This window comes from Paraburkholderia sp. Clong3 (assembly GCF_050436485.1).
In the GTDB taxonomy this organism is placed as follows: domain Bacteria; phylum Pseudomonadota; class Gammaproteobacteria; order Burkholderiales; family Burkholderiaceae; genus Paraburkholderia; species Paraburkholderia tuberum.
The window spans coordinates 1,649,569-1,672,164 of record NZ_JBNDMH010000002.1; the positions used below are offsets into that span (position 1 = coordinate 1,649,569).

General features: G+C 61.7%; 18 protein-coding genes and 3 pseudogenes. 8 read left to right on the forward strand and 13 right to left on the reverse strand.

The features are described from left to right. Positions 1-10: 10 nt before the first annotated feature. From OKW30_RS11830 to OKW30_RS11840, 3 genes are all read right to left on the reverse strand, one after another. The gene (locus OKW30_RS11830; protein WP_429346768.1) at positions 11-1,009 is read right to left on the reverse strand and encodes an efflux RND transporter periplasmic adaptor subunit; all 999 of its coding nucleotides are present in this window, start codon (positions 1,007-1,009) and stop codon (positions 11-13) included. Positions 1,010-1,273: 264 nt separating this feature from the next. Continuing rightward, positions 1,274-2,575, reverse strand: coding sequence for an ATP-binding protein (locus OKW30_RS11835; RefSeq protein WP_429346769.1), 1,302 nt, complete (start codon positions 2,573-2,575; stop codon positions 1,274-1,276). A gap of 474 nt (positions 2,576-3,049) precedes the next feature. Beyond that, entirely contained in the window at positions 3,050-3,400 is a 351-nt protein-coding gene (locus OKW30_RS11840; protein ID WP_429346770.1) for a hypothetical protein, read from the reverse strand. 329 nt (positions 3,401-3,729) lie between these two features. Here OKW30_RS11840 and OKW30_RS11845 point away from each other — a divergent pair. Beyond that, positions 3,730-3,861, forward strand: a pseudogene (locus OKW30_RS11845) (IS3 family transposase); the annotation flags it as partial. A 228-nt stretch (positions 3,862-4,089) separates the two neighbouring features. Here the strand turns inward: OKW30_RS11845 and OKW30_RS11850 are convergent. The 10 genes and pseudogenes from OKW30_RS11850 to OKW30_RS11895 all read right to left on the reverse strand — a co-directional run. After that, positions 4,090-4,243, reverse strand: a pseudogene (locus OKW30_RS11850) (IS6 family transposase); the annotation flags it as partial. Positions 4,244-4,359: 116 nt separating this feature from the next. Continuing rightward, positions 4,360-5,712, reverse strand: a complete 1,353-nt coding sequence (locus OKW30_RS11855) for an amidase (protein ID WP_429346771.1) — start codon at positions 5,710-5,712, stop codon at positions 4,360-4,362. A gap of 20 nt (positions 5,713-5,732) precedes the next feature. Then, positions 5,733-6,713 (reverse strand): ABC transporter substrate-binding protein, encoded by a 981-nt coding sequence (locus OKW30_RS11860; protein WP_184039821.1) that lies wholly within the window; start codon positions 6,711-6,713, stop codon positions 5,733-5,735. 41 nt (positions 6,714-6,754) lie between these two features. Next, complete coding sequence (locus tag OKW30_RS11865) at positions 6,755-7,609, reverse strand: ABC transporter permease (RefSeq protein WP_184039818.1); 855 nt, start codon at positions 7,607-7,609, stop codon at positions 6,755-6,757. Beyond that, entirely contained in the window at positions 7,606-8,382 is a 777-nt protein-coding gene (locus OKW30_RS11870; protein ID WP_184071163.1) for an ABC transporter ATP-binding protein, read from the reverse strand. Before OKW30_RS11870 ends, OKW30_RS11865 begins: the two co-directional genes overlap by 4 nt. A 52-nt stretch (positions 8,383-8,434) precedes the next feature. Next, the gene (oxlT, locus tag OKW30_RS11875; RefSeq protein ID WP_429346772.1) at positions 8,435-9,745 is read right to left on the reverse strand and encodes an oxalate/formate MFS antiporter; all 1,311 of its coding nucleotides are present in this window, start codon (positions 9,743-9,745) and stop codon (positions 8,435-8,437) included. A 112-nt stretch (positions 9,746-9,857) separates the two neighbouring features. After that, the gene (locus OKW30_RS11880) at positions 9,858-11,426 is read right to left on the reverse strand and encodes a gamma-glutamyltransferase family protein (protein ID WP_429346773.1); all 1,569 of its coding nucleotides are present in this window, start codon (positions 11,424-11,426) and stop codon (positions 9,858-9,860) included. A 168-nt stretch (positions 11,427-11,594) separates the two neighbouring features. Then, positions 11,595-12,341, reverse strand: a complete 747-nt coding sequence (locus OKW30_RS11885) for a GntR family transcriptional regulator (RefSeq protein ID WP_184044496.1) — start codon at positions 12,339-12,341, stop codon at positions 11,595-11,597. Positions 12,342-12,473: 132 nt separating this feature from the next. Then, complete coding sequence (locus OKW30_RS11890; protein WP_429346774.1) at positions 12,474-12,767, reverse strand: hypothetical protein; 294 nt, start codon at positions 12,765-12,767, stop codon at positions 12,474-12,476. Positions 12,768-12,965: 198 nt separating this feature from the next. After that, positions 12,966-13,447, reverse strand: a pseudogene (locus OKW30_RS11895) (sensor domain-containing diguanylate cyclase); the annotation flags it as partial. Between the two features lie 497 nt (positions 13,448-13,944). Here OKW30_RS11895 and otsA point away from each other — a divergent pair. From otsA to OKW30_RS11930, 7 genes are all read left to right on the forward strand, one after another. Continuing rightward, entirely contained in the window at positions 13,945-15,378 is a 1,434-nt protein-coding gene (otsA, locus tag OKW30_RS11900) for an alpha,alpha-trehalose-phosphate synthase (UDP-forming) (RefSeq protein WP_184069961.1), read from the forward strand. A gap of 149 nt (positions 15,379-15,527) precedes the next feature. Beyond that, positions 15,528-15,749, forward strand: coding sequence for a hypothetical protein (locus OKW30_RS11905; protein WP_184069963.1), 222 nt, complete (start codon positions 15,528-15,530; stop codon positions 15,747-15,749). 335 nt (positions 15,750-16,084) lie between these two features. After that, positions 16,085-17,212, forward strand: a complete 1,128-nt coding sequence (locus OKW30_RS11910; RefSeq protein WP_429346775.1) for a mechanosensitive ion channel family protein — start codon at positions 16,085-16,087, stop codon at positions 17,210-17,212. 256 nt (positions 17,213-17,468) lie between these two features. Beyond that, the gene (locus tag OKW30_RS11915) at positions 17,469-18,713 is read left to right on the forward strand and encodes a cation:proton antiporter (RefSeq protein ID WP_429346776.1); all 1,245 of its coding nucleotides are present in this window, start codon (positions 17,469-17,471) and stop codon (positions 18,711-18,713) included. A gap of 133 nt (positions 18,714-18,846) precedes the next feature. Beyond that, the gene (locus tag OKW30_RS11920) at positions 18,847-19,065 is read left to right on the forward strand and encodes a hypothetical protein (RefSeq protein ID WP_429346777.1); all 219 of its coding nucleotides are present in this window, start codon (positions 18,847-18,849) and stop codon (positions 19,063-19,065) included. An 849-nt stretch (positions 19,066-19,914) separates the two neighbouring features. Next, the gene (locus OKW30_RS11925) at positions 19,915-20,760 is read left to right on the forward strand and encodes an IclR family transcriptional regulator (protein ID WP_429346778.1); all 846 of its coding nucleotides are present in this window, start codon (positions 19,915-19,917) and stop codon (positions 20,758-20,760) included. Positions 20,761-21,193: 433 nt separating this feature from the next. Continuing rightward, positions 21,194-22,573, forward strand: a complete 1,380-nt coding sequence (locus OKW30_RS11930; protein WP_429346779.1) for an MdtA/MuxA family multidrug efflux RND transporter periplasmic adaptor subunit — start codon at positions 21,194-21,196, stop codon at positions 22,571-22,573. The last annotated feature ends 23 nt before the right edge of the window (positions 22,574-22,596 follow it).

A 22,596-nucleotide genomic window follows, 5' to 3' on the forward strand; every position in this document is an offset into this window, starting at 1 on the left:
TCGACTCCGCTCAGTGCGCCACGACTTTCACGAGCGAGCCGGTATCGAGCCTGTCTGCACCGTCGGTCGCGACCCGCTCTCCTTCCTTCACCCCGCCATCGAGAATCGCCGTGTCGTCGCCTTTTACCGGTCCGGTCTTCACGTTGCGCAATACCACTGCGCCTGCGCCGCCGATCACGAAAACGAAATCGCCGTTCGCGCCATGCTGGATCGCCGTAGTCGGCACGACCGGAATCCGCTGCAGCGTGTCGACCTGCATCCGGACATTCACAAATTCGTTCGGGAACAGCGCGCTGCCGGAATCGGGGAAGACGGCCTTGACGTTAATCGTGCCGGCGCTCGTATTGACGAGGTTGTCGACCGCAAGCAGCGAGCCCTTCGCGAGCAACGATTTGCCGTCACGGTCATAGGCCAGCACCTGAACCTCCCCCCGCGACATCGCCCGCCGGATCCGTCCCAGGTAGTCTTCCGGCACCGAGTAGATCACGGTCGCCGGCTGTAGCTGCGTGATGACCGCGATACCGGTCGTGCTGGTGCTGCTCACGTAGTTGCCGGGGTCGACCAGGCGCAGGCCCACCACGCCGTCCACGGGAGACGTGATGGTGCAATAGCCGACCTGAACCTGCAGATTGTTCACGTTGCCCGTGTCCGCCAGCACGGTGCCTTCGTCCTCCTGGACGGTAGCTACTTGCGTATCGAGCGTCTGCTGCGTAATCGAGCCCGCTTTGATCAGCTGCTGATAACGTTGCAGGTCCAGTTTCGCGTTTGCGAGTACAGCCTGGTCATGACGCAGCGTACCCTGTGCCTGCAGCAACTGCGCTTCGAGCGCCCGCGAATCGATGCGTGCAATCACCTGTCCTTTCCTGATCGTCTGCCCCTCGCTGAAATCGACGGAACGCAGTATCCCGTTGACCTGCGTGATGACCGTGACGGTACGTGTCGGTGTCACGGTGCCGAGCGAGTCGATATAGACAGGAACATCGGCAACCGAAGCCGCAACCGCGCTCACGGGGATCGGATCTGGTGCGACAGCCGTCTGACGGTGAGCGTGAGCCTGGTGGAACCACCCGACGGCCACGACGCCGGCCATGAATATACTAAGTAGCGCAAAGTATCTTGTAAGGTTTTTCATCACACAACCTGAAAAATGGCCATCTCATCAAATGCTCACGCTGCCCTGCCCGACCCTTTGGGCGGGGCTCGAGCGTCACATTAAGTCGTAGTCCCTGGCACACCATGTCGACGGCGCAGTCATCGCGCCGACAAGTGCCCGTTAAGAAATGGGAATTTGCACCACGGCCTTGAGTCCGGACGGCGCATTCTGGAAGAGATCGAGCGTGCCGCCATGCTGCTGTGCGACGTGCTCCGCTATCGCGAGGCCGAGGCCGCTCCCGCCCTTTCGATCCGCCTCTGAGCCGCGCCGGAATGGTTGCTTTATCAACGACAGAAGCTCTTGAGGCAGGCCCGGCCCCCGATCCTCAACCGCAATCGTGACACTTCGCGCGTCCATGGTAGTCCGGACTGCGAGCCCGACCTGACCGTACACGACCGCGTTCTGCATCAGGTTCATCAACAGGCGCTGCATGCCGACCGGTCGGAACGCAACAGGTGGCAATTCCGCGAGCGACAGTTCGAACGTGCGACCGAGACCTGCATAGTCGGCGGCGAGCTGTTCGATCAGCGCGTTCAGATCGCCGTGCGTCGCCGGTTCGCTATCCCACCCACGGGCGAAATCGATAAACTGCTGGACGATCGTGTCGATCTCCTCGACAAAGCGTTCCGCACTGGCGGCCGGGGCCTCGAATGACTCCGGCGCGAAGATGGCCATGCGCAGCTTGGTCAGCGGCGTGCGGATATCATGCGATATGCCCGCAAGCATTTCGGCGCGCGTCGCTTCGAGATCTTCGAGCGTCGACGCCATCCGGTTGAACGCCTCCGCTACTGTTGCCAGCTCGCGCGGGCCGCTCACGGGAACCGCTTCGGGCCAAACGCCACGCTCGATGGTGCCGGCAGCGCGCGCCAGCCGGCGCAGCGCCTGTTCGACCGGCCGGTGGATCAGATAGGCCCCAAGAGCAGGAAGGGTGGCCGCACTTAACAACAGACCGATCAGCGCCCAAGGCAGCGTACTGCTCATGGCCGAGGTTCCACGCAGCGCCACCCAGTACCGCACGTCCTGCACATGGAGACGCACCCAGATCCGGTGCCCGTCGCGCTCCCAGCGAAGCTGTTCGTCCGGGGCAAGTTCCGATGCCAGTCGACCGAAAAAGCGGTGCGCCATGTAGTCGGGAGGCAACCCGTCGCGAGCCTGTGGCGGCGGCAGTTCACCTTGGGGCGCTCCGTTCATTTCGAGCAGTTGCCGGTTTCGCTCGTCGTCCGGCAGTACTGACAACAGCCGGTCCAGGATCCGGATCTGCGATGCCACGAGCGCTGCGCCATCGTCAACTCTGGGCTTCTGGATAAAGTTCAGATAGACGGCAAAGACCAGGATCTGACTTGTCAGCATCAGTACAATCAACAGCAATACGTTGCGCGCGAAAAGGGAACCCCGCCATACCGACATACCGCTTCCTTTCATCTCGCTCTCTCGATGACCTGCTACGCAGGTATACATAAAACAGTCAGATGCCTTTTGCATTCGATTGACCAGTCCCGGGATCGCAGTGGGTCCTCTGCATCCTTGCCCGGGAAAGGCACTCATCCACTTGCGCGGTCGTGCCGTACAGCGCGTCCAAAAGGATGGCGGACGAATTGCCATAGCGTCGCGCGAGCTCCGCCAGATTCATTAGCGCCGCATGCGGCACTGTGCACTGCGATGCCAAGCTGTAAACGATGGTGAATTATCGCTGCGGGGGACAATCGTTTGGGTGCACGTCCATTCAGCCTCATGCACCCTCCAACCGTAAGTGCACCGAGGACGCCCAGCAGCACAAAGTCGGCAACCAGCAGACCGCGGCAAGCAGCGTTGGCGCCGAAGCGATGTGCTACATGGCATTGCTGCTTTGATGGAGCGGGGTGATGTATCGCACGAGACGGGTTCGGCGCAGAGAATTCACGACCAGTGACCGGCCACCCAAACCCCACCTACCCAGTGACCAGGCATCCAGACGCGACGCGGCACCGTAACTACATACATCTCAGGACGACGCGGCATGACGACGACCGCCATGGGAGGTGGGGGCGCTGGCGCAACCGTCACAACCGGTGCGACTGCCGCCGGCACGGCGGCGGCTGCGTAACCGTTCTGCACGACCACGGTCGGCGGCGCATAGACAGGTGTCGCCGGAACGACAGCGACGGGGGCCGGCACGGCGACACCGACGACCACGCCGGCGAATGCGGAAGCAGTCATGCATGTGAGCAAAGCCCCACCCACCAGCATGGCAAACGTTCGAGTTTTCATGAGCATCCTCCTTTACATAGAGGGCGCACGAAGTGGATTGCGCGCCGAGAAGAGAATGTACAGAGATCGCGACCTCAAATCTGTTGGAAAGGTGTGTCAAAAAATGTCACTTTGGCACTGGCGGGTGCATGACGATGATTGATTGCTCATGTAGCACTACGACACCTATCCGCCCCTGTTGGGACGAGGATATGGAGTTCTTTTCGAACCTTCACGGCTACTGCTGCTGATCGCATGGCGGCGCCAGAAGTGGCGCCGAGAGAATTCGGACAGGTCGGTAAGTGGAAAAGCTGGGACGTGAGTCGGTCATAATGGCCGGCAACAAGGAGCATCCGAACCGGATCACGGACTGGAAGAAGCAACTGCAGGAGCGTGTTGCCGAAGTGTTCGAGACGGGCCAGACATCGGCCGAGCCCCCGGTCGATGTGAAGGTGTTGCACGCGAAGATCGGGCAATTGACTCGTAAGCGGCTCAGCTGGGCCGTTCGTCCCGTTCGTCCATTCGCGCGCGGGTGAGGCATGATGGCGAACTGGAGCTGGCGGTCAACACGCAGATCAGCCTGAACTCGCTGACAACCTCGTGCCCTTGCGCCTGCCGGACAGCCAGTTGCTCGCGCACGACGAAAGCTCGGTCGACGTCGACGCGATCTGAACGCGTTGCTTCGATCCGGATGCCTAGGCCCTGTTCAATTTCTCTGGGGCCCGGAAGCCACGCATTCGGCGCTCGCGCTCGCGCGTCGGCTGATGACTGCTTTGCGCGGTTGTTGACACGAGCGCTCGCCTTGACGAACACATGCCTGACGTTCGCCAGTTCAGGGATATTGGCCTTCGCCGCCGGATAGCTGCTGCGAACACGGCTAGCGGAATTTACGAACATCAACACCGGCCGATGGCAAAGGCCAGCTCACCGGCCCCTCGGCGATATGCGGTTTTCGATTGCCCCCAGCCTTGCCTCTGCGCTCAGCCGTGCTGCTGAGCCACCGTCGCTTGCCAGCCAGTGCGCGCTTCCACCCACTCCGCCAACATCAGCAAATCCAGGTCGCCGTGAGCGGCGCCCACCAGTTGTGCGCCAAGCGGCAAGCCCGCCGGCCCGAATCCCACCGGAACGGTCACGGCCGGTACACCGAGGAACGTCCACGGTGCGCAGAACGATGCGTCGCCCGTATAGTCGAGTCCGCGCGGCGGCTCGCCCGTGGCCGGCGCGACCAGCAGCGCATCGAGCGCCATCGTGCGCGTCAGCCAGTCGTGAAAGCGATGCGCCATCGGCATCTGCGCCGCCTTGATCCTGGCGTAGGTGGTGACGGGCAGCTTGCGTCCCTCTTCGACGAGACCGCGCATTGCCTGGCTCACGAGCTCGGGCGTGCGGTCTACAAGTTCGCCGTGCGTGATGGCCGCTTCCACGGACATCAGTTTCAACGCATGCGCGGACGTTTCGAAGATCTCGGCAGGCAGATCGACTGAGACTATCTCGGCACCGTCTCGCGCGAGCTGGGCCGCGAGCCTGTCCAGCGCGGCCTGCTGCGCCGGCTCGACTTCGCCGCCGACCTGTTTCGACAGCACGCCGATGCGCCGCGTCCCAGTGCCGCGCGTCGTCGCGGCAGTGTGCGGAACGTGCGAGACGTGCGGATCGGCTGCATCGGCCCCAGTGACGAGCGCCAGTGTGTAAGCTACATCGGCGACGCGCGTCGCGAACATGCCGACGTGATCGAGCGACCACGCCAGCGGCAACACGCCCGTGCGCGCGATCGCGCCATAAGTCGGCTTGAACCCGACGATGCCGCAGTACGCCGCAGGCCGGATCACCGAGCCCTGGGTCTGCGTGCCGAGTGCGAGCGGCACGATGCCCGCCGCCACCGCCGCCGCGGAGCCACTCGACGAACCACCCGGTGTGTACCCGCCATTCCACGGGTTGACGGTCGCGCCCGGCTGACGCCAGGCGAATTCGGTGGTCACGGTCTTGCCGATAATCGACGCGCCCGCCGCACGCAGACGCGCCACCACCCACGCATCGTGCTCAGGGCGTCGGCCCTTGTAGGCGGGTGAGTTGAATTCGGTCGGCATGTCGGCGGTATCCAGAACGTCCTTCACCGCAACAGGCACGCCCGCCAACGGCGCCGTCGCATCGACGGCATTGACCGGCGCGATCTCCGGCAAATAGCAGAACGCATGCAATGACGCCTGCGATTCGCACGCGGCATCGTAGGCGCGCACGACGTACTGCGCGACGTCTGCATTGCCCGAGGCGACCTCGGCGCGAATCCGGGCGATAGTGGGAATCGGGGCGACGGTGGAAGAAGCAGGGAACATGGTCATGGAAGCGTCGGCAAACGGTGTCATTTCGCGGCAAGCGCCGGCTGAATGTAACTCTGAACGATGAACCTATCGTAGCTGGGTTGCTGCTTCAGGTTGCCGAGCGCGATCTGCGTGTCCATCGCGACGGTCAGCGCTTTCGGCGTGATGCCGACGTTCTTCGGATACACGCCTTCGTCCAGCATGCGCTTGACGGCTGCATCGACCACCACGGGATCGAGCGTCGGGAATTCCTTGCGAGCGATCGCCGCGGTTTCCGCAGGATGGCCCTGCATGAAAACCAGCGCGTTTTGCAGCCCCTTCACGAACCTCGCGGCCGCATCAGGATCGACGCTGCGTTTGGCGGAGATCGACGAGAACGCGTATTCGCCATAGAGCTTCGGAAAGCCGAGCACGACTTTCATGCCCTTCGCGACGGCCTGATCGAGACCCGGCTCATACATCACCGCGATCTTCGACTGACCGGCGACCAGCGGTCCGATCTCCGAGCCGAGCGGCACCTGAACCAGCTTGATGTCACTCTGGGACATGCCGTTCTCCTTCAACAGCTTGAAGAACAGCGACGTGCTCGTAGTCGGCATCTGTCCCGACACGACAACCTGATCCTTCACATCCTTGATGCCGCTGAACTTCACGTCCGGCGCAACCGCGATCCACACCGCCGCACCGTTCACGACGTTGGCGATCACGTCGACATCCGCGCCCTTCTCGGCGGCCACGGCCGTCCACTCCGGCCCGTGCAGCGAGAAATCGGCGCTGCCCGACAGCACGGCGGAGAGCGCCGCGCTCGGGCTACCCGCCGTCTGCTTGCTAACGTCGAGTCCCTGCTTCTCGAAGAAGCCACCGTCGATCGCTACATAGAGCGGCAAATACAGCATCGACTGGAACGCCTGCGAAATAGTCACTTTCTTGCCTGCGGCAAGCGCCGGCGTCGAAACAGCTGCAACGCTCACTGTTAAAGCGATGCTAAGCGCGGTCAGCGCCTTTCTTGCGGTTAGTGCCATCGTCTGTCCTGAGATGAAGTGGTTGGACTGCCGGAAATGGGTTAAACCTTGAGCGTGGTGGTATTCGACGCCTGCCGCCACGGCAGCAGCTTGCGCTCGAGCAGGTCGATCAAAAAGTACAGAACGAAGCCGATCGCCATCAGTACGAACAGGCCCGCCCACACGGTGTTGAGGTCATACAGGCTCGACGCTGTGAAGATCATGTGCCCGAGGCCCTTCTCTGACGAGATGAATTCGCCCACCACCGCGCCAACCAGACCGAAGCCGACGTTGATGCGAAAGGTGGAGATCACATAGGGTAGGGTGAACGGCACCACCACTTTCATGAAGACATCGTTTTTGTTCGCGCCGAGCGTGACAAGCAGCGCCTGCAAATCGGGATCGGCGTCTTTGGCCGCTTCATACGCGGCGATCAGCGCGACGATCGCGGTCAGCGAAATGGCCAGCGCGACCTTCGAGATCAACCCGGTGCCGAACCACAAGATCACGATCGGTGCGAAAGCGATCTTCGGCACACTGTTGATCGCGACGATGAATGGCTCGATCAGCCGCGCGACGAACGGCGAATACCACAGCGCGAGCCCGCACACCGATCCGACCGCCGTGCCGAACACGAAACCGAGAATGGCTTCGAAAAGCGTATAGCCGGTGTCGATAAAAAGCTGATGCGATTGCATGTCGCGCACGAGCGCCGCGAGGATTTTCGACGGCGAGCCGACGAGGAAATTCGATACCCAGCCCAGGCGCGCCGCCCCTTCCCAGATGGCGAAGAACGCAATCACGGCCGCCAGTTGCAGCAGCGAGCGGCCCCAGCCGCTGTCAAGTGCGTACCGCACGCGAGCCTTCGGTGCACGCCGTGCCGGTGCCGATTTATCGATGGAAATGGACTGTGTCATGCTGCCTTTACCTCCGTCTGAATATCGAGCTCGCCGCACAATGCATGAAAGTAACCCGCGAAGTTGGGGTCGCTGCGCGCACCGATCGGCGAGCGCGCGGCGATGTCGATGTCATAGATCTTCTTCACCTGCGAAGGCCGGCCGCCGAGCACGACCACGCGCCTGGACAACGCGACCGCTTCGTCGATGTCGTGTGTGACGAGCACCACTGTCTTATGGAACGTTTCGACAGCTTCCATCAACACGCCTTCCAGGTACAGGCGCGTCTGATAGTCGAGCGCCGAGAACGGCTCGTCCAGCAAGATGATGTCGGGATCGTTGATCAGCGTGCGGATGAGCGCGACGCGCTGACGCATGCCGCCCGACAGCATGCGGGGATAGGCATGTTCGAAGCCCGCGAGGCCATACGTGTTGAGGTATTCCATCGCCATGTCGAGCGCCTGAGCGGCCGGCATGTTCGACAGTTCCGGTCCGATCAGCACGTTTTGCAGCACGGTACGCCACGGCAGCAGCAGGTCGCGCTGCATCATGTAGCCGACCTTGCCGCGTAAGCCGTCGACGCTTTGCCCGCGATAGACGATATCGCCGCTATCCGCCTCGAGCAGGCCGGCGATCACGTTGAACACGGTCGTTTTCCCGCAGCCCGAAGGCCCGATGATGCTGACGAAATCGCGTTCGTGAATATCGAAGGTCAGACCGCCGAGGACGTCGACCGAGCCGAGTTTGTTCGAAAACGATTTGCGGATATTGCGTAAGGCAAGCTGAACGGGCATGTTTGTTCCTCGACGACGGTTCGGTGTGCATTGCGGCAGACGGCGGGCGGAGTCAAACGCCCCGCTGTGCGGCGAGAAAGCGGCGGCGCATCGGCTTAAGCACGGCAATGGCCAGCAGTGCGGTGGCGATGTCGAGCGTGATCGCGGTGTAGAACACCGGCTCCCAACTGCCCGCGTGCTGATGCAGCAATGCCGCGAGGGGGCCGCCGAAGATCGAGCCGATCCCTTGCGAGATGTAGAGCCAGCCGTAGTTCTCGGTGGCGTGACGCGTGCCGAAGGTGTCCGTCAGCGTCGCCGGGAACAATGAGAAGATTTCGCCCCAGCCGAAGAACACCACGCCCGACAGCAGTACGAATAGCACGGCGTTATCGCGCGTGAGCAGCCACAGCGCCATTGCTATGCCTTCGAGTGCGAACGCGAAGAACATCGTGTTCTCGCGCCCCACCTTGTCCGACACCCAGCCGAACAGCGGCCGCGTGAGTCCGTTCGTGAAGCGGTCGATTGTCAACGCCAGCGGTAGCGCAGCCATGCCGAACACGAGCACCCTGGTCACGCCGAAGTCGGCGGCGAAGGTGGCCATCTGCGAGGTGACCATCAGACCCGACGTGGACATCATGGTCATCATCGCGAACATCAGCCAGAAGAGCGGCGTCTTCAGTGTCTGCGACGGGCGAAAACTCGCGACCGTCGGCGCGGAAATGGAACCCGCGGAACCCGCGGAACCGGCGGCATCGTCGTGCGAAGGCGGCACGCGCAAACCCTGCGAAGCCAGCAGACCGACCACTGCGAACGCAATGCCGAACATCCACAGCGTGGCTTCGATGCCGCGTGTCTGCAGCGACGTGGCGATCGGGAACGTCGTGACGATCGCGCCCATGCCATAGCCGGCAGCCACCGCGCCCGCCGCGAAGCCGCGCCTGGTCGGGAACCAGCGCACCATCAGCCCCACCACGCCGACATACACAATGCCCGTGCCCAGCCCGCCGATCACACCGTAGGTCAGATAGAGCATCGGCGCGCTATGCACCTGCGAGGCCAGAATCCAGCTCAGGCCCGCCATCGCCGTGCCGATCGAGATCGGCATGCGCGGTCCGAAGCGGTCGATCAGCTTGCCCTGAAACGCCGAGAAAAACGTCTGCAATATGATCAGCAGCGAAAACGTGACTTGCAGTTCAGGTAGCGCTACGCCGAGTTTCGCGGCAAGCGGTTTGGTCATCAGCGTCCATACATATTGCGGACTCGAGATCGCCATCATGCAGACGAGACCCAGCCCCAGCTGAAGCCAACGGTTGTCTGTCACGGTGGTCGAAGCGCTGCGGAGGTCCGCCGACGCTATGGATTGCGAGCGTGTGGGTGTGGTCATCGAAACTCCATTTACTGAGCAAATGCCTGCCGGCGCCCGGCAGACGTGCAGCGTCCTCCGGGCCTCAAAGGCCGGACCTGCAATCCGATTGAAAAAAAGCGCGCGTGTGCGTCTACCAGCCCGCGGCTGCCCCGTCACTGCGCGGATCGTAGCCCGCTTCAATCAATCCATCTGGATACCGAACGATTGCGCCGGCGTGTCCCATTGCCTCGTCGTAGGCCTGCATCGTCTCGACCTGGTGGCCGAGCGCTTCGAGCCGGGCCACTGTGCCGGGCGCGAAGCGCGCTTCGAGCTTGAGCGTGTCGGTCGACTGGCCCCAGGTCCGGCCCAGCAGCCAACGCGGCGCATCGATCGCGGCTTGCGGATTCCAGCCGAATTTCGCGATGCGTGAGAAAACCGCGCTCTGCGATTGCGGCTGGCCGTCGCCGCCCATGTTGCCGTAGACCATCGTACGGCCGTCGGCAAAACGTGCGAGCGCCGGGTTCAGCGTATGAAAAGGCCGGCGCAGCGGCATCAGCGGATTGCGTGCGCGCTCGTCGAGCGAAAAACTGCAGCCGCGGTTCTGCCAGTTGATGCCCGACCCCGCCAGCACGATGCCGCTGCCGAACTCGTGATAGATGCTCTGGATGAAGCTCACCGCGACGCCGTTGCTGTCTGTCACGCCAAGCCACACCGTATCGCCCGGCCCGCGACCGGCGCCCCACGGCGCGGCCTTCGTGATCGAGACTTGCGCGGCCATCGCGTCAAGCGCGGCCGGCTGCAGCAACTCACGCGGATCGACGCGCATGTAATCCGGGTCGGTAATCTCGGCGTCGCGCACGGCGAACGCCAGCTTGGTCGCTTCGACGCACGCATGCACGAACTCGGGACCAAGCGGGTCCATGTCCTTCGTCAGCACCCGATCGAGGATGCCCAGAATCAGCAGCGACACCAGCCCCTGGGTCGGCGGGGGCATGTTATAGATCGTGCCCAGCGAGTGCTTGAGCGCGAGCGGCGTTCGCAGGCGCGCCTCGTGCCGTTCGAGATCCGCAAGGCTCAGCAGGGAGCCCGCCGACTGCAGATCGCCGGCAATGCTACGTGCGAGGTCGCCCCGATAGAAGTCGTCGAAGCCCGCGTCGGCCAGACGTTCGAGCGTAGCGGCAAGACGCGGTGCGACGAAGCGCTCGCCGGTAACGGGCGCGGAACCGCCGGGTAGAAAGGTTTCGGTGAAACCCGCGATCGGGCGCAATTCGGCAAGGCGGCTCTCCACACACTGCGCCTGGCTGCACGTGACCGGCACGCCGTGCTTCGCGTAGTGGATCGCGTCTTCCAGCAGGCGTTTGACCGGCAGCCTGCCCCCGAGCGTTTCAGCCGACCAGCGCTGCGCGCGCTGCCAGCCCGACACCGTGCCGGCCACGGTATTGGCTGCGAGCGGGCCGCGCACGGGAATCGCCGCCAGTCCGCGCGCGCGGTATTCGTCGATTGTTGCGGCCAGCGCCGCCGCGCCACATGCTTCGATGCCGACCGGCTCGGCGCCGGGACGGGAGATCAGCCAGAAGCCGTCCCCGCCTATGCTGTTCATGTGCGGATAGACGACCGCGATGGTCGCGGCGGCGGAAATCATCGCTTCGACGGCGTTGCCGCCTTCACGCAGGATGGCGAGAGCGCTCTGCGCGGCGAGCGCGTGGGGCGCAACTGCCATGCCGCGGGTTCCGCGGCCCGGATTCAGGAATTTGGATGCCATGGGAGCAATAGAGGTTTGCTTGTATACATACCCATCTCTATGCGAAAACCGTGCCATCAGCCAGAATTCCCGCAGAGGCTGACTGCAGAAGGAGCTTAAAAGCTCGAGCCGCTCCAACGTATGTTGCTAGATGGTGCCGCGCAACCTTGGTGGTGCATAGGGAGCGCTGTGAGGCTCCAATGCGGTGCGGGCGCGTTGCAGGCGCTCGGTCGTCAGCGTGCGCACCTCCGCCCTGCTCCCTTCTATGTGCCGTCCCAGCAACTCGACGGCACTGTCCGCCGCAAGATTGCGGATGGCCGCGAGAATTGCAATGTGTTCGTCGTAAGTGTCATCGATGCAGTCACCATAGACGAGATCGAGCCGCCGCACCACGCGGATGCGGTCGGTCACGCGCTGCATGGCCGCGCTCAACTCGGCGTTGCCGGCGGCGACGACCAACGCCTCGTGAAAGGCTTCGTCGAGTGCCACCATCTCGCGGCCATCGCGAACGCGCTGTGCGTGAGGAACGTTCCAGATGCGCTCGAGCCGCTCGAGCATCTGCAAGGCGGTCGCGGATAAGGCGCCGTCGACCCCAAAGAACCGGCTGACCGAAAACGTCTCGATCAGCTTGCGCATTTCGTATAGATCTTCGAAGCGCTTGAAATCGATCGGCACGACTTCCCAGCCGCCGCGCACATAGCCGCGCATCAACCCGTCGCTTTGGAGGCGCTGCAGCGCCTCGCGCGCCGGTGTGCGGGAAACGCCGAAGCGATCCGCGATACTGCCTTCGGTCATACGATCGCCGGGCAGCAGGCGCATGTCGAAGATATCGTCGCGCACGCTGAAATAAACATGGTCAGCGCGCGATGAGGGAGATTGGGTTGTGTCTTTCACGCATGAGCCTGGAATTGACGGGTCTTTTCGGCAGTGACTATCGGCTAGCCTCAAAACATCCGTCAACAGAAATTTAATCTGCCGGCGGCTCGGGCGGACGCCGCCATTGTAGGCGTCAGTAACAAACTTGAATCAGACAGGTGCCGTATGTCGAGAAGCTGGGTAATACGGATGCTGAAAAGCTGAGGGCGCATGGAGTACTCCGCAGTCCGGGGCGCGCCGGGCGCGCTTCTGGCCAGCGAGAAATGCTCCTGCAAGCTGATGATGCTCATCGCTTAGCGTGGCGGAAAGCTGCGCTGCTAGCGTCGTGTCGAGCACGTGCGATGCACTCTGACGCAGAACCGTATTCATGATCTTCCTGGTCTCCCGAAGGGCGTTGTGTGGCTGGGCGAGCAGCTTGTCAGCGAGTTTCAGGGCCTCGTCCATCAACTGTCCGGAGGCAACTATGCGATTCCGCTAGTCCATACCCGACCGCCTGTTGCCCGCTAATCAAAGGGGTTTGCGCGAACGGCATCGCACCCGGCACCTTCAAGACAGAGATGGCGCGTTCACAATGGGCAGATCCCGCGATGGTCGCGTGGTACGAACAGCTCAACCCGTCAAAGCCCTTCGGCGACGTCGATGAAACAGCAAGGAGAACTCCGAGCCATTTCGCTTCACCGTGCTCCATTCCTTCGCCAGGATTTCGTCAAGAGTGCGTCGGTTGTTCAAGCCAGTCAGCACATCCGTACGTGCAATCAAACGCAGTTCATCCTCTGCCTGTATCCGGCGACGAAGCTGAGCCGCAAGTGAAAACGAAAGCGCAATAAACACAGCCCCAAAAAGATGCACATGAGCGATCCGATTGTGATTGCACGTGTGCGTCAAAGCGCGTACATATCACGCTCGGCCGCGGCGACCATTATGATCAGAGGTAGCCCCGGAAAATTCTTGAACCAATAAAGGCGGCGCACACCGTCAATCGATGCGATTTCACTAAAGCTTCCCTCGGGTGCCGAGATGAATCGCCGAAATGTATGGGACTGGCTGATGTCCTTCCCAAGGATCCCATTACCGAGAGGTTGACGCATGATCGTGACGCCATCCTTCCCGATTAGCGAAACAGCAAGGCGCGAAAGTAGTCGAGACTGATGACCAGGACGACGATTCCACCGCTCTGCAATCAGGGCGATATTGCGAAGGTTGATTCGAGTATATTCTGCGGCATCGCGACGGCTCTGATATAGCACGAAAGCGGATAGCGCAATCATGACGATTGCCACCAACATCCCGCAGCCAGCTGCAGGCTGCAGCAACGCCTGCAGGATGTACTTCGCCGTGGCGCCTCGATAGGAATGGAAAGTGTTTTTCTTGCTCAATTCCTGTCCCACCCACTCACCGGCCCTAACCTTGAGCCTTTTTCCAGCCCATTCGTAGTGAACTTCGCGGCTTTGAATAGCGCTAACACTACTGTGTTACGATTGCTTACACACTGTAGTAAAGAACGGACGCTTGGTAAAGGCGGTTTTGTCCTCGCGACAAGCGGTAGCGCTGGGCAAATCGGACCTGCTGATAACACGCTCACGCCCTTGCCTTGCGCTGCGGTATCCAACCGGGGGATTGAGTGAGCCGTCTTGTTGTTGTTTCGAATCGCACTGCTGACCTCCGGAAGGCCGCAGCGGGAGGTCTCGCTGTAGCGGTAAAAGAGAGTCTGCAACAGACAGGTGGGATGTGGTTTGGCTGGAGCGGCAAGATTCGCGACGCGGCACCCGAATCTGACAGCGAGACCAGCGTCAGACTGCAAACAGTCGGGAACATACAACTGGTGACGCTTGACCTGAACCAGCAGGATTACGATAGCTACTATCTGGGATACGCGAACGATGTCTTATGGCCGGTATTCCACTACCGGCTGGACCTTGCGAATTTTGATGTACGATTCGCAGCAGGGTACCGGCGGGTCAACCAGCTGTTCGCGCGAAAGCTGCTACCGTTGCTCAGGCCCGACGACATCATCTGGGTCCATGACTATCACCTGATCCCCCTTGCTGCCGAACTCAGAGCGATGGGGTGCGGCAACCGGATCGGATTCTTTCTGCATGTCCCGATGCCACCGCCTCTCATCATGGCGGCCATTCCAGAGCACGAATGGCTCATGCGTTCACTATTCGCCTACGATCTGGCCGGCTTCCAGAGCGAAGCGGATGTAACGCATTTTACGCGCTACGTAGAGTCCGAAGCCGGCGCTGACGCGCTACCCGGCGCACAGCTTCGGGCCTTCAATCGCACGTTGCGGGTCGGGGCGTATCCGATAGGAATCGACGTCGATGAGTTCGCCGCTCTCGCGCAGGACCGGGAGGGTGTCGAAATGTTCGATCGTATGCGACAGGAGTACTCCCGACGCCGCCTGCTTCTCGGCGTCGACAGGCTGGATTACTCAAAGGGTCTACCGCAGCGCGTGCACGCGTTTCGTGAGCTTCTCGCGAACTACCCCGAGAACCGCAACAGTGCAACACTCATCCAGATCGCGTCCCCGAGCCGGGAAGACGTGGGTGCCTATGACGATCTGCGCCGCGAGATGGACAGCCTCTGCGGCGCGATAAACGGTGACTTCGGCGAACTTGACTGGATGCCGGTTCGTTATATTCATCGCAACGTCGCCCGTAAGCGGCTACCGGGACTATATCGCGCAAGCCGCGTCGCGCTTGTCACGCCACTGCGCGATGGGATGAACCTGGTCGCCAAGGAGTTTATCGCCGCGCAGGACCCGGGCGATCCCGGCGTGCTGGTTCTCTCCCGATTTGCCGGCGCAGCGGAACAATTGAAAGAAGCTCTTCTTGTGAATCCGTACGATACGCACGGGACAGCGCACGTCATTCAGCGCGCGCTGACGATGTCAATCGAAGAACGGATCAGTCGTCACGCAGCATTGATGGGGCGGATCCGCCAGTTCGATGTGCACTGGTGGAGTTCGAGTTTTCTGAGGGATCTCTCGGCTGCTGAGCGCAGTGACGACCGTGAACCGGTGCTGGGACATTCAGCCGATCGCGCGAGCTAACCGACGGCGATTGGCGCATCGTGCCGCCCTACGCCGACGACGCAATCGGCTCGAGTACCCACGCGACAGCGCGTTGCAGCCCCGCTGAAGAGCACATGCAGACTGATTGCGTGACAACTGATGTAACAAACGAATGTTGAGGTGCCGCGATGCAGTACGACTACGGAACATTTCACATCGATTGCCGGGCGCACCGCGCTAACGATGGTCGTTACGTTGCGAGAGCCAGAATCAGTCGCGGACCGGGCGACGCGGAAGACCGCGTCGAAACGCATGATTCAGGTGATATCGATTCGTTCGCCGACGAGGCCGATGCCATATCTTGCGCGAAAGCGTGGGCTATCAAATGGTGCGACGAAAACCGGGACTGAGCCGCGCACGGCGGTTCCGCATACTTGACGATGGAGACCGACATGGCTGAGCGGCGAGAGCAGCTTCACGAGTACAACGGCTTCGTCGTGCTGGCCAAACCAGCCTGAATGCATCGAGTTTCTCAGGAAATGCACGACACTAGATTTCTGAAGAGGTGAGCCGGACGAGCGCCCGGGCCGCGCCAGATCGAGTCAAAGGGGAATGCGCATCCACGCGACCGACTCGAACTGATTGGGGGAACTATCTTCCTGGAGGCCTGACAGACCGGTACGAGCGCTTACACCGCTCACGTCTATGAGTTCCGTCACTCGGAATCAATTGGGGAGGAAAATCGATGAAAAAGTGGCTCGACCTGAACGTGTTTCTGGGTATCCCTGCCAGCGAGTGGGTCTATGCGGCGATCGCGACCATCGTCAGCTACCTGGCGTTGATCTATCTGCTGAAGTTCGCCATCACGCGCCTTTCGATGCTCTCCCAACGAACGTCAACCCGTCTCGACGATATGCTGGTTCAGGTCATTGAAGGCACGCACCGGCTTACGCTACTCGCGGCAGCAGCGCTGGTCGGCACGAAGTTTCTGACATTGCCGGACAGGTGGGACGCCCGTCTTGGCCATCTCTGGTTTCTCATCATCGGTTTTCAGCTGGCCCTGTGGATAAACCGTGGCGTGACGCTATGGACCGAGAGGCGGCGGCTGCAAGCGACAGAGACGCTCGCCCACAATCCGGTCATCACGACCATGCTGTCGTGGACGTTGCGCGCGCTGCTGTGGTCCGTTCTTATGCTGGCGGTGCTCGCCAACATGGGCGTGAACATCACCGCGTTTGTCGCGAGCCTGGGTGTGGGTGGTGTTGCCGTCGCACTCGCGGTACAAAGCATTCTGAGTGATCTTTTCGCATCGCTGGCCATCGGACTCGACAAGCCATTCGAGATTGGCGACTTCATCGTCTTCGGTGAGATTGCCGGGAGCATCGAGCACATCGGACTCAAGACCACGCGCATCCGGAGTCTGAGTGGAGAACAGATCGTTTGCAGCAATACCGAACTGCTGAAAAACACGATTCACAACTACAAGCGAATGGCCGAGCGGCGCATTCTGTTTAATTTCGGGGTGACATACGATGCGAGTCCCGAGCAATTGCGCGCCGTTCCTGCCTTGGTACAGAAGGCAGTCGAATCCGCCGGAAAGACCCGCTTTGATCGTGCGCATTTCAAGGGGTTCGGCGACAGCTCGCTCGATTTCGAAGTCGTGTATTACGTCACCGATCCCGCCTACAACCTGTACATGGACATACAGCAGGGAATCAATCTCGAGTTGATGACGCAATTTGGTAGACGGGGTATTGAATTCGCTTTCCCGACGCGCACGCTCCACGTCGTGAACAGGCAACAGGCGGAGGACGGTGCAAAGAGGTCATCGTTCGCACCGCACGCGGAATTGGCTACTCGAGAGGCACAATAAACGCTTCCGAATACCGCTCGGGCCGTTCCTGAGCGTGTCCGGGTTAATGCCTGGGACAGGATTTCAGGCGCCTGGCTGCCCCACGCGTCTGCCGGATGACCCGTTTGGCAACCGCGTATACTCCCGTTTCCCAAGGCACGGCTGGAGTCCGGATGCAGAAAATTCAACATAGATTTCCCGTGCGAATCCGATCACATGATCCAGCGCCGCTGGTCCGCTCAATCCAGCCCAGAACCTTCATCCCCCACCACGCCGCATGCTCGACATCATTGCCATCTGTCTGGTCGTCACCGCGCTACTGGCGTATGTGAATCACCGCTTTCTGAGGCTTCCGACGACGATCGGCGTCATGGTAACGGCGCTCGGACTCTCCCTTGCGATCGTTGGACTGGACAAGCTTGGCGTCGCGCACGGTCTGCGCGTTGCAGAAGAGCATCTCGTCAACTCGATCAATTTCAGTGAGGTGCTTCTGCAAGGCATGCTGTCGCTTTTGCTGTTCGCCGGCGCGATGCATGTGGATTTACGCAAGCTGAGGGCTTTCCGGACCCAGATCATCAGTCTGGCTGTGCTCAGTACGGCGACCTCCACGCTGCTGATCGGATTCGCGATGTGGAAACTGCTCCCCCTTTGCGGAGTCGAACTCGCGCTGCCCTTCTGCCTGCTGTTCGGCGCCCTGATTTCGCCGACGGACCCCGTCGCGGTGATGGGCATCCTGAAGTCCGCAGGCGCGCCCGAAGGCCTGAAGGTGGTCATTACTGGAGAGTCGCTCTTCAACGACGGCGTCGGGGTCGTGCTTTTCTCTCTGCTGCTCACGATGGCCAGCACGGGCGTCACTCCATCCGTCCAGACGGGGTTGGCTGCATTTATCCTGGAAGCCGGCGGCGGCCTGCTATTCGGCGGCGTCGTAGGCTATCTGACATATCGGCTGCTCAAAAGCGTCGACCATTACCAGGTCGAAGTCCTGATGACGCTCGCATCGGTGATCGGCGGCTACGCGCTCGCTAATCATCTGCATGTCTCCGGGCCACTCGCCATGGTGGTTGCGGGCGTGATGATCGGCAACCGCGGCCGCGCCGACGCGATGTCCGAGACGACCCGGCGATACGTGGACATGTTCTGGGAGTTGATCGATGAGATTCTGAATGCCGTTCTTTTTGTATTGATCGGCATGGAGGTTCTGCTCGTCGAGTTCCCCGGCAGGATACTACTCGCTGGCGCCGGTGCGGCACTGGTCGCACTGCTCGCGCGACTCGTGTCGGTGGGACTGCCTGTCATGCTTCTTGGGCGGGCGTCCCGGCTACCGAAAGGAGCGTGGAGTGTGCTTACATGGGGCGGGCTGCGTGGTGGCATTTCCGTTGCACTGGCACTATCGATTCAGCCTGGACCGGGGCGCGACATCGTCCTCGCGTTGACGTACTGTGTGGTCGTTTCGTCGATCCTGGGTCAGGGGCTCACGGTTGGCTGGATTATCCGTCGGGCAGCAGGCGTCAAGGAAGAATGAAAACGGTCCGTATGCGGTGGCCAGTTACGACAAAAGGATTGCCAGGTGGCGACCATCGCGTTCGGCAAAATCAGCTATGAAAGATCTTTGTCGATCAGATGTGTTGTGGTAAATGCAGGTAAGCACCAGAGGGGTGAATTACGAGACGCTCCGCCGCTACGTGGATTGGGTGTATCAGGTTCAGGGCGGCAAGGAAAATATAAGCATTGTCGTAAGGGACCGCGATCGCGCGATGATCAAGAGAGTTGGATTGGATCAACTGCATCAGATTCTCAGCCGGACACCGCCGCCGCATCCTCCTCAACAACCTGGCGGCAATTCATCCAAAAGAGCGAAGCGCTGGAGCAAGTAGATAAATAGGGTATCGAAGGTGATCGCGTTCGCGAACGATGCGGTACGCCTCCAATGACCGTGGGCTGTCCGATGACAGCTTTCTGCGTCTGTGCCGGGCGCGAGACAGAATGAGCGCCGTTAGGGAGTGGCTTGCAAATTCACCGGGGACCGCCGCACGACAGAACTTCGGCGAGATGCTGCGTGGCTCAATGAAAATGCGGACAATCGAATGGCCGAACGAATACGTGTTCGGCGCGCTGGAGCGGCCACCTGTCGAGCGACGCTTGTCAACAAGTGGCACTTTGAATGCCACCGAAGTTCGTCGACGAGCACTCACCCGCCTATCGGGAGCGCGTTCACGGTAGCCAAAGCTCAGTCAGAATTGTGTATCGCACAGTGAATTTTCCCGGTGCTGCAGACTTTGCAGTACCCGAAAGACGAAGCCTACGTTCCTGCAGACTTTGTTGTGCACCCGTAACAACCAAAAAAAAAGCGTCACGTTGCCGTGACGCCTTAAAAAGTTCTAGCCATTCCGAGGGCCGTGCTAGAACCTGAGAGAAGGTAATTCGAAAGGCGCAAGCGCATTGGACGGGCAATCGATCCTGGATTTTGGGATTTTTCCGCTCGCGCGCACCACAATGCAGCGCAGACAAGCGACTTTCGAAATGAGGTTCCATTTTTTATGGTTATGCTGACTAAGTCAAGCAAAAAGATGTAGTCGACCATCGATCGGCAATTTCTTCCGATACAATGACTTTTCTTAAAAATGTATGAATGGGTGCCCCGGTTTGGAGATGTCCCTGCCACTGTGAGCGGCCATCAACAGGTTGTCGCACGAACAATTTGAAATGCTGTTCCATAAAAGCGCATGAACCGATCCACTCCCAACCAACCCGTCGCCGCCAACGTCCCCGCCAGCAAAGACCGAGACGGCCCAGGCGATGAAGTCACCGCGCTCGCGCGCGGCCTGACCGTGCTGCGCGCCGTCGCCGCCGCACACGCACCACTCAGCAATCGCGAACTCGCCGAGTTGACCGGCATCCCGAAGCCCACCGTGTCGCGCATCACCGCGACGCTGGTCGGCACCGGTTTTCTGCTGCGACTACCCGACAGCGAGCGCTTCGTGCTGACCTCGTCGGTGCTCGAACTGAGCAACGGCTTTCTGCGCAACTTCGACATCCGCTCGCGCGCGCGGCCGTTTCTGATCGAACTCGCGGAACGCACCGCGTTGTCGGTGCATCTGGCGGTGCGCGACCGCTACGACATGGTCGTCATCGACGCGATCCGGCCGCGTTCGGCGGTGCTCGTGTCGCGACTCGAAATCGGCTCGCGCATGAGCTTGACGCGCACCGCCGTCGGCCGGGCGTACCTCGCGGCGCTCGCGCAACCGGACCGCGACCGTCTGCTGGTCGGCCTGCAGACGGCCGAAGGTGACGATTGGGGCTATATCGGCAGCCGTCTCGCAAGCGCGATCCAGGACACCCTCGAGCGCGGCTTCGCAATCGCCACCGGCGAGTGGTACAACGGGCTGAACGCGATCGCGCTCGGCTTCGTCGGGCCGTCGGGCGAGCGCTACGCGGTCAATTGCGGCGGCTCGGCCGACCAATGTCCGCGCGACTGGCTGATCGCGCGCGCCGCGCCCGCGCTGCTCGAATGCGTCGACAAGATCGTCCTGGAGATCGGCGGCACGCCGGGGCGCCGGCTCGACGAATAAGCCGTCGGCGGCAACCGGCGCCAAACGGCGCCCCGCGCGGATCGAACGTGGCGCCAGCCGCCCGTGATCTGCGAGAGTGGCGACGGCGGCCCGCCCTCGCCCGACGATTCGCCGACATGCTGTAACCTTCGTAATCAACCGAAAAATACGCGGCTGGACTGTTACAGACGCCGCAACGTACGATCACGCATCCCGTCGCGGGACCGCGCGCCGCGAGCCGTGAGCGTCGTCGAAACGGCCGCGTCCAGCCGTGATGATTCCGCATTGCGTTAACATCCCTGTCCCGCGCCTCGGGTAGCATCGCGCTGAACATTGCGCGGCGCCCGCCGCCACGACCGCCTGACATGCCGCCCATGTGCCGGCCCACCGCCCTTCGAATGGCGGCGACCGCATCGGCGGCTCACATCATCAAGCCAGCCACCCGACCGAACCGATGGACGAACAACAAAAGCACCCGGAAACCCAACACCCTGCCGCTTCCCAGCCGTCCGCGAACGGCGCGCAATCGAGCGCGCCCGGCGCGGTGAAACGCCACCGCGGCCGCACCGTCGCGCTGATCGTCGCGGCGCTGGTCGTGCTCGGCGTCGTGCTGTGGCGCTGGCATCCGTGGGGCGGGCCCGGCAGCGGCGCGAGCGCGCCGGGGGCGGCGAGCGGCGCGCACAGCGGCCGCTTCGGCCGCGGCGGTCCGAACGCGATGGCCAACATGGCGCAGCCGGTGCACGTCGCCGCCGCGACGCAGGGCGAGATGCCGGTCGTGCTGACCGCGCTCGGCACGGTCACGCCGCTCGCCACCGTCACCGTGCTGCCGCAGTTGAGCGGCGTGCTGCAGGACGTCTATTTCAAGGAAGGCCAGATGGTCAAGCAGGGCGACGTACTGGCCCAGATCGACCCGCGCCCGTACGAAATTTCACTGCGCAACGCCGAGGGCACGCTGGTGCGCGACGAGGCGCTGCTCGCCACCGCGCGTCTCGATCTGAAGCGCTATCAGACGCTGCTCGCGCAGGACTCGATCGCGAGTCAGCAGGTCGACACGCAGGCGTCGCTGGTACGGCAATACGAAGGCACGGTGAAGTCCGATCAGGCGAACGTCGACAGCTTCAAGCTCGACCTCGTGTACGCGCGCATCACCGCGCCGGTGTCGGGACGCGTCGGTCTGCGTCAGGTCGACCCGGGCAACTACGTGACCTCGGGCCTCACCAACGGCATCGTCGTGATTACGCAGCTCGATCCGATCAGCGTGGTGTTCACGACTTCCGAAGACAATCTGCAGCAGATCATCCAGCACACGCAGAACGGCGAGTCGCTGTCGGCCACCGCGTACGATCGCAGTAACACGCATCCGCTCGAAGTCGGCTCGCTAAAGACGATGGACAATCAGATCGACACGACCACCGGCACGATCAAACTGCGCGCGATCTTCAAAAACAAGGACAACGGCCTGTTCCCGAACCAGTTCGTCAACACTCGCCTGCTCGTCGATACGATCAGGAACGCGGTGATCGTGCCGACCTCGGCGGTGCTCAACGGCTCGATGGGTACCTTCGTGTACGTCGTGAAGCCCGACAACACGGTCACCGTGCGCCAGGTCAAGGTCGGCCCGGTCGACGGCGAGCGCATCAGCATCCAGTCGGGCCTCGCGGTCGGCGAGCGCGTCGTGATCGACGGTTCGGACCGGCTGCGCGAAGGCGCGAAGATCACGATTCCGGCCGAGCGGCCGCGTGGCGCGTCCGGCGCGCACGGCGCGAGCGCTCCGGCGAGCGCCTCGGGCGCGCACGCGCATCGCGGCCGGCACGCGGCGCAAGCATCGCAATAAAGTAAAGGCACGGCACTTACCGC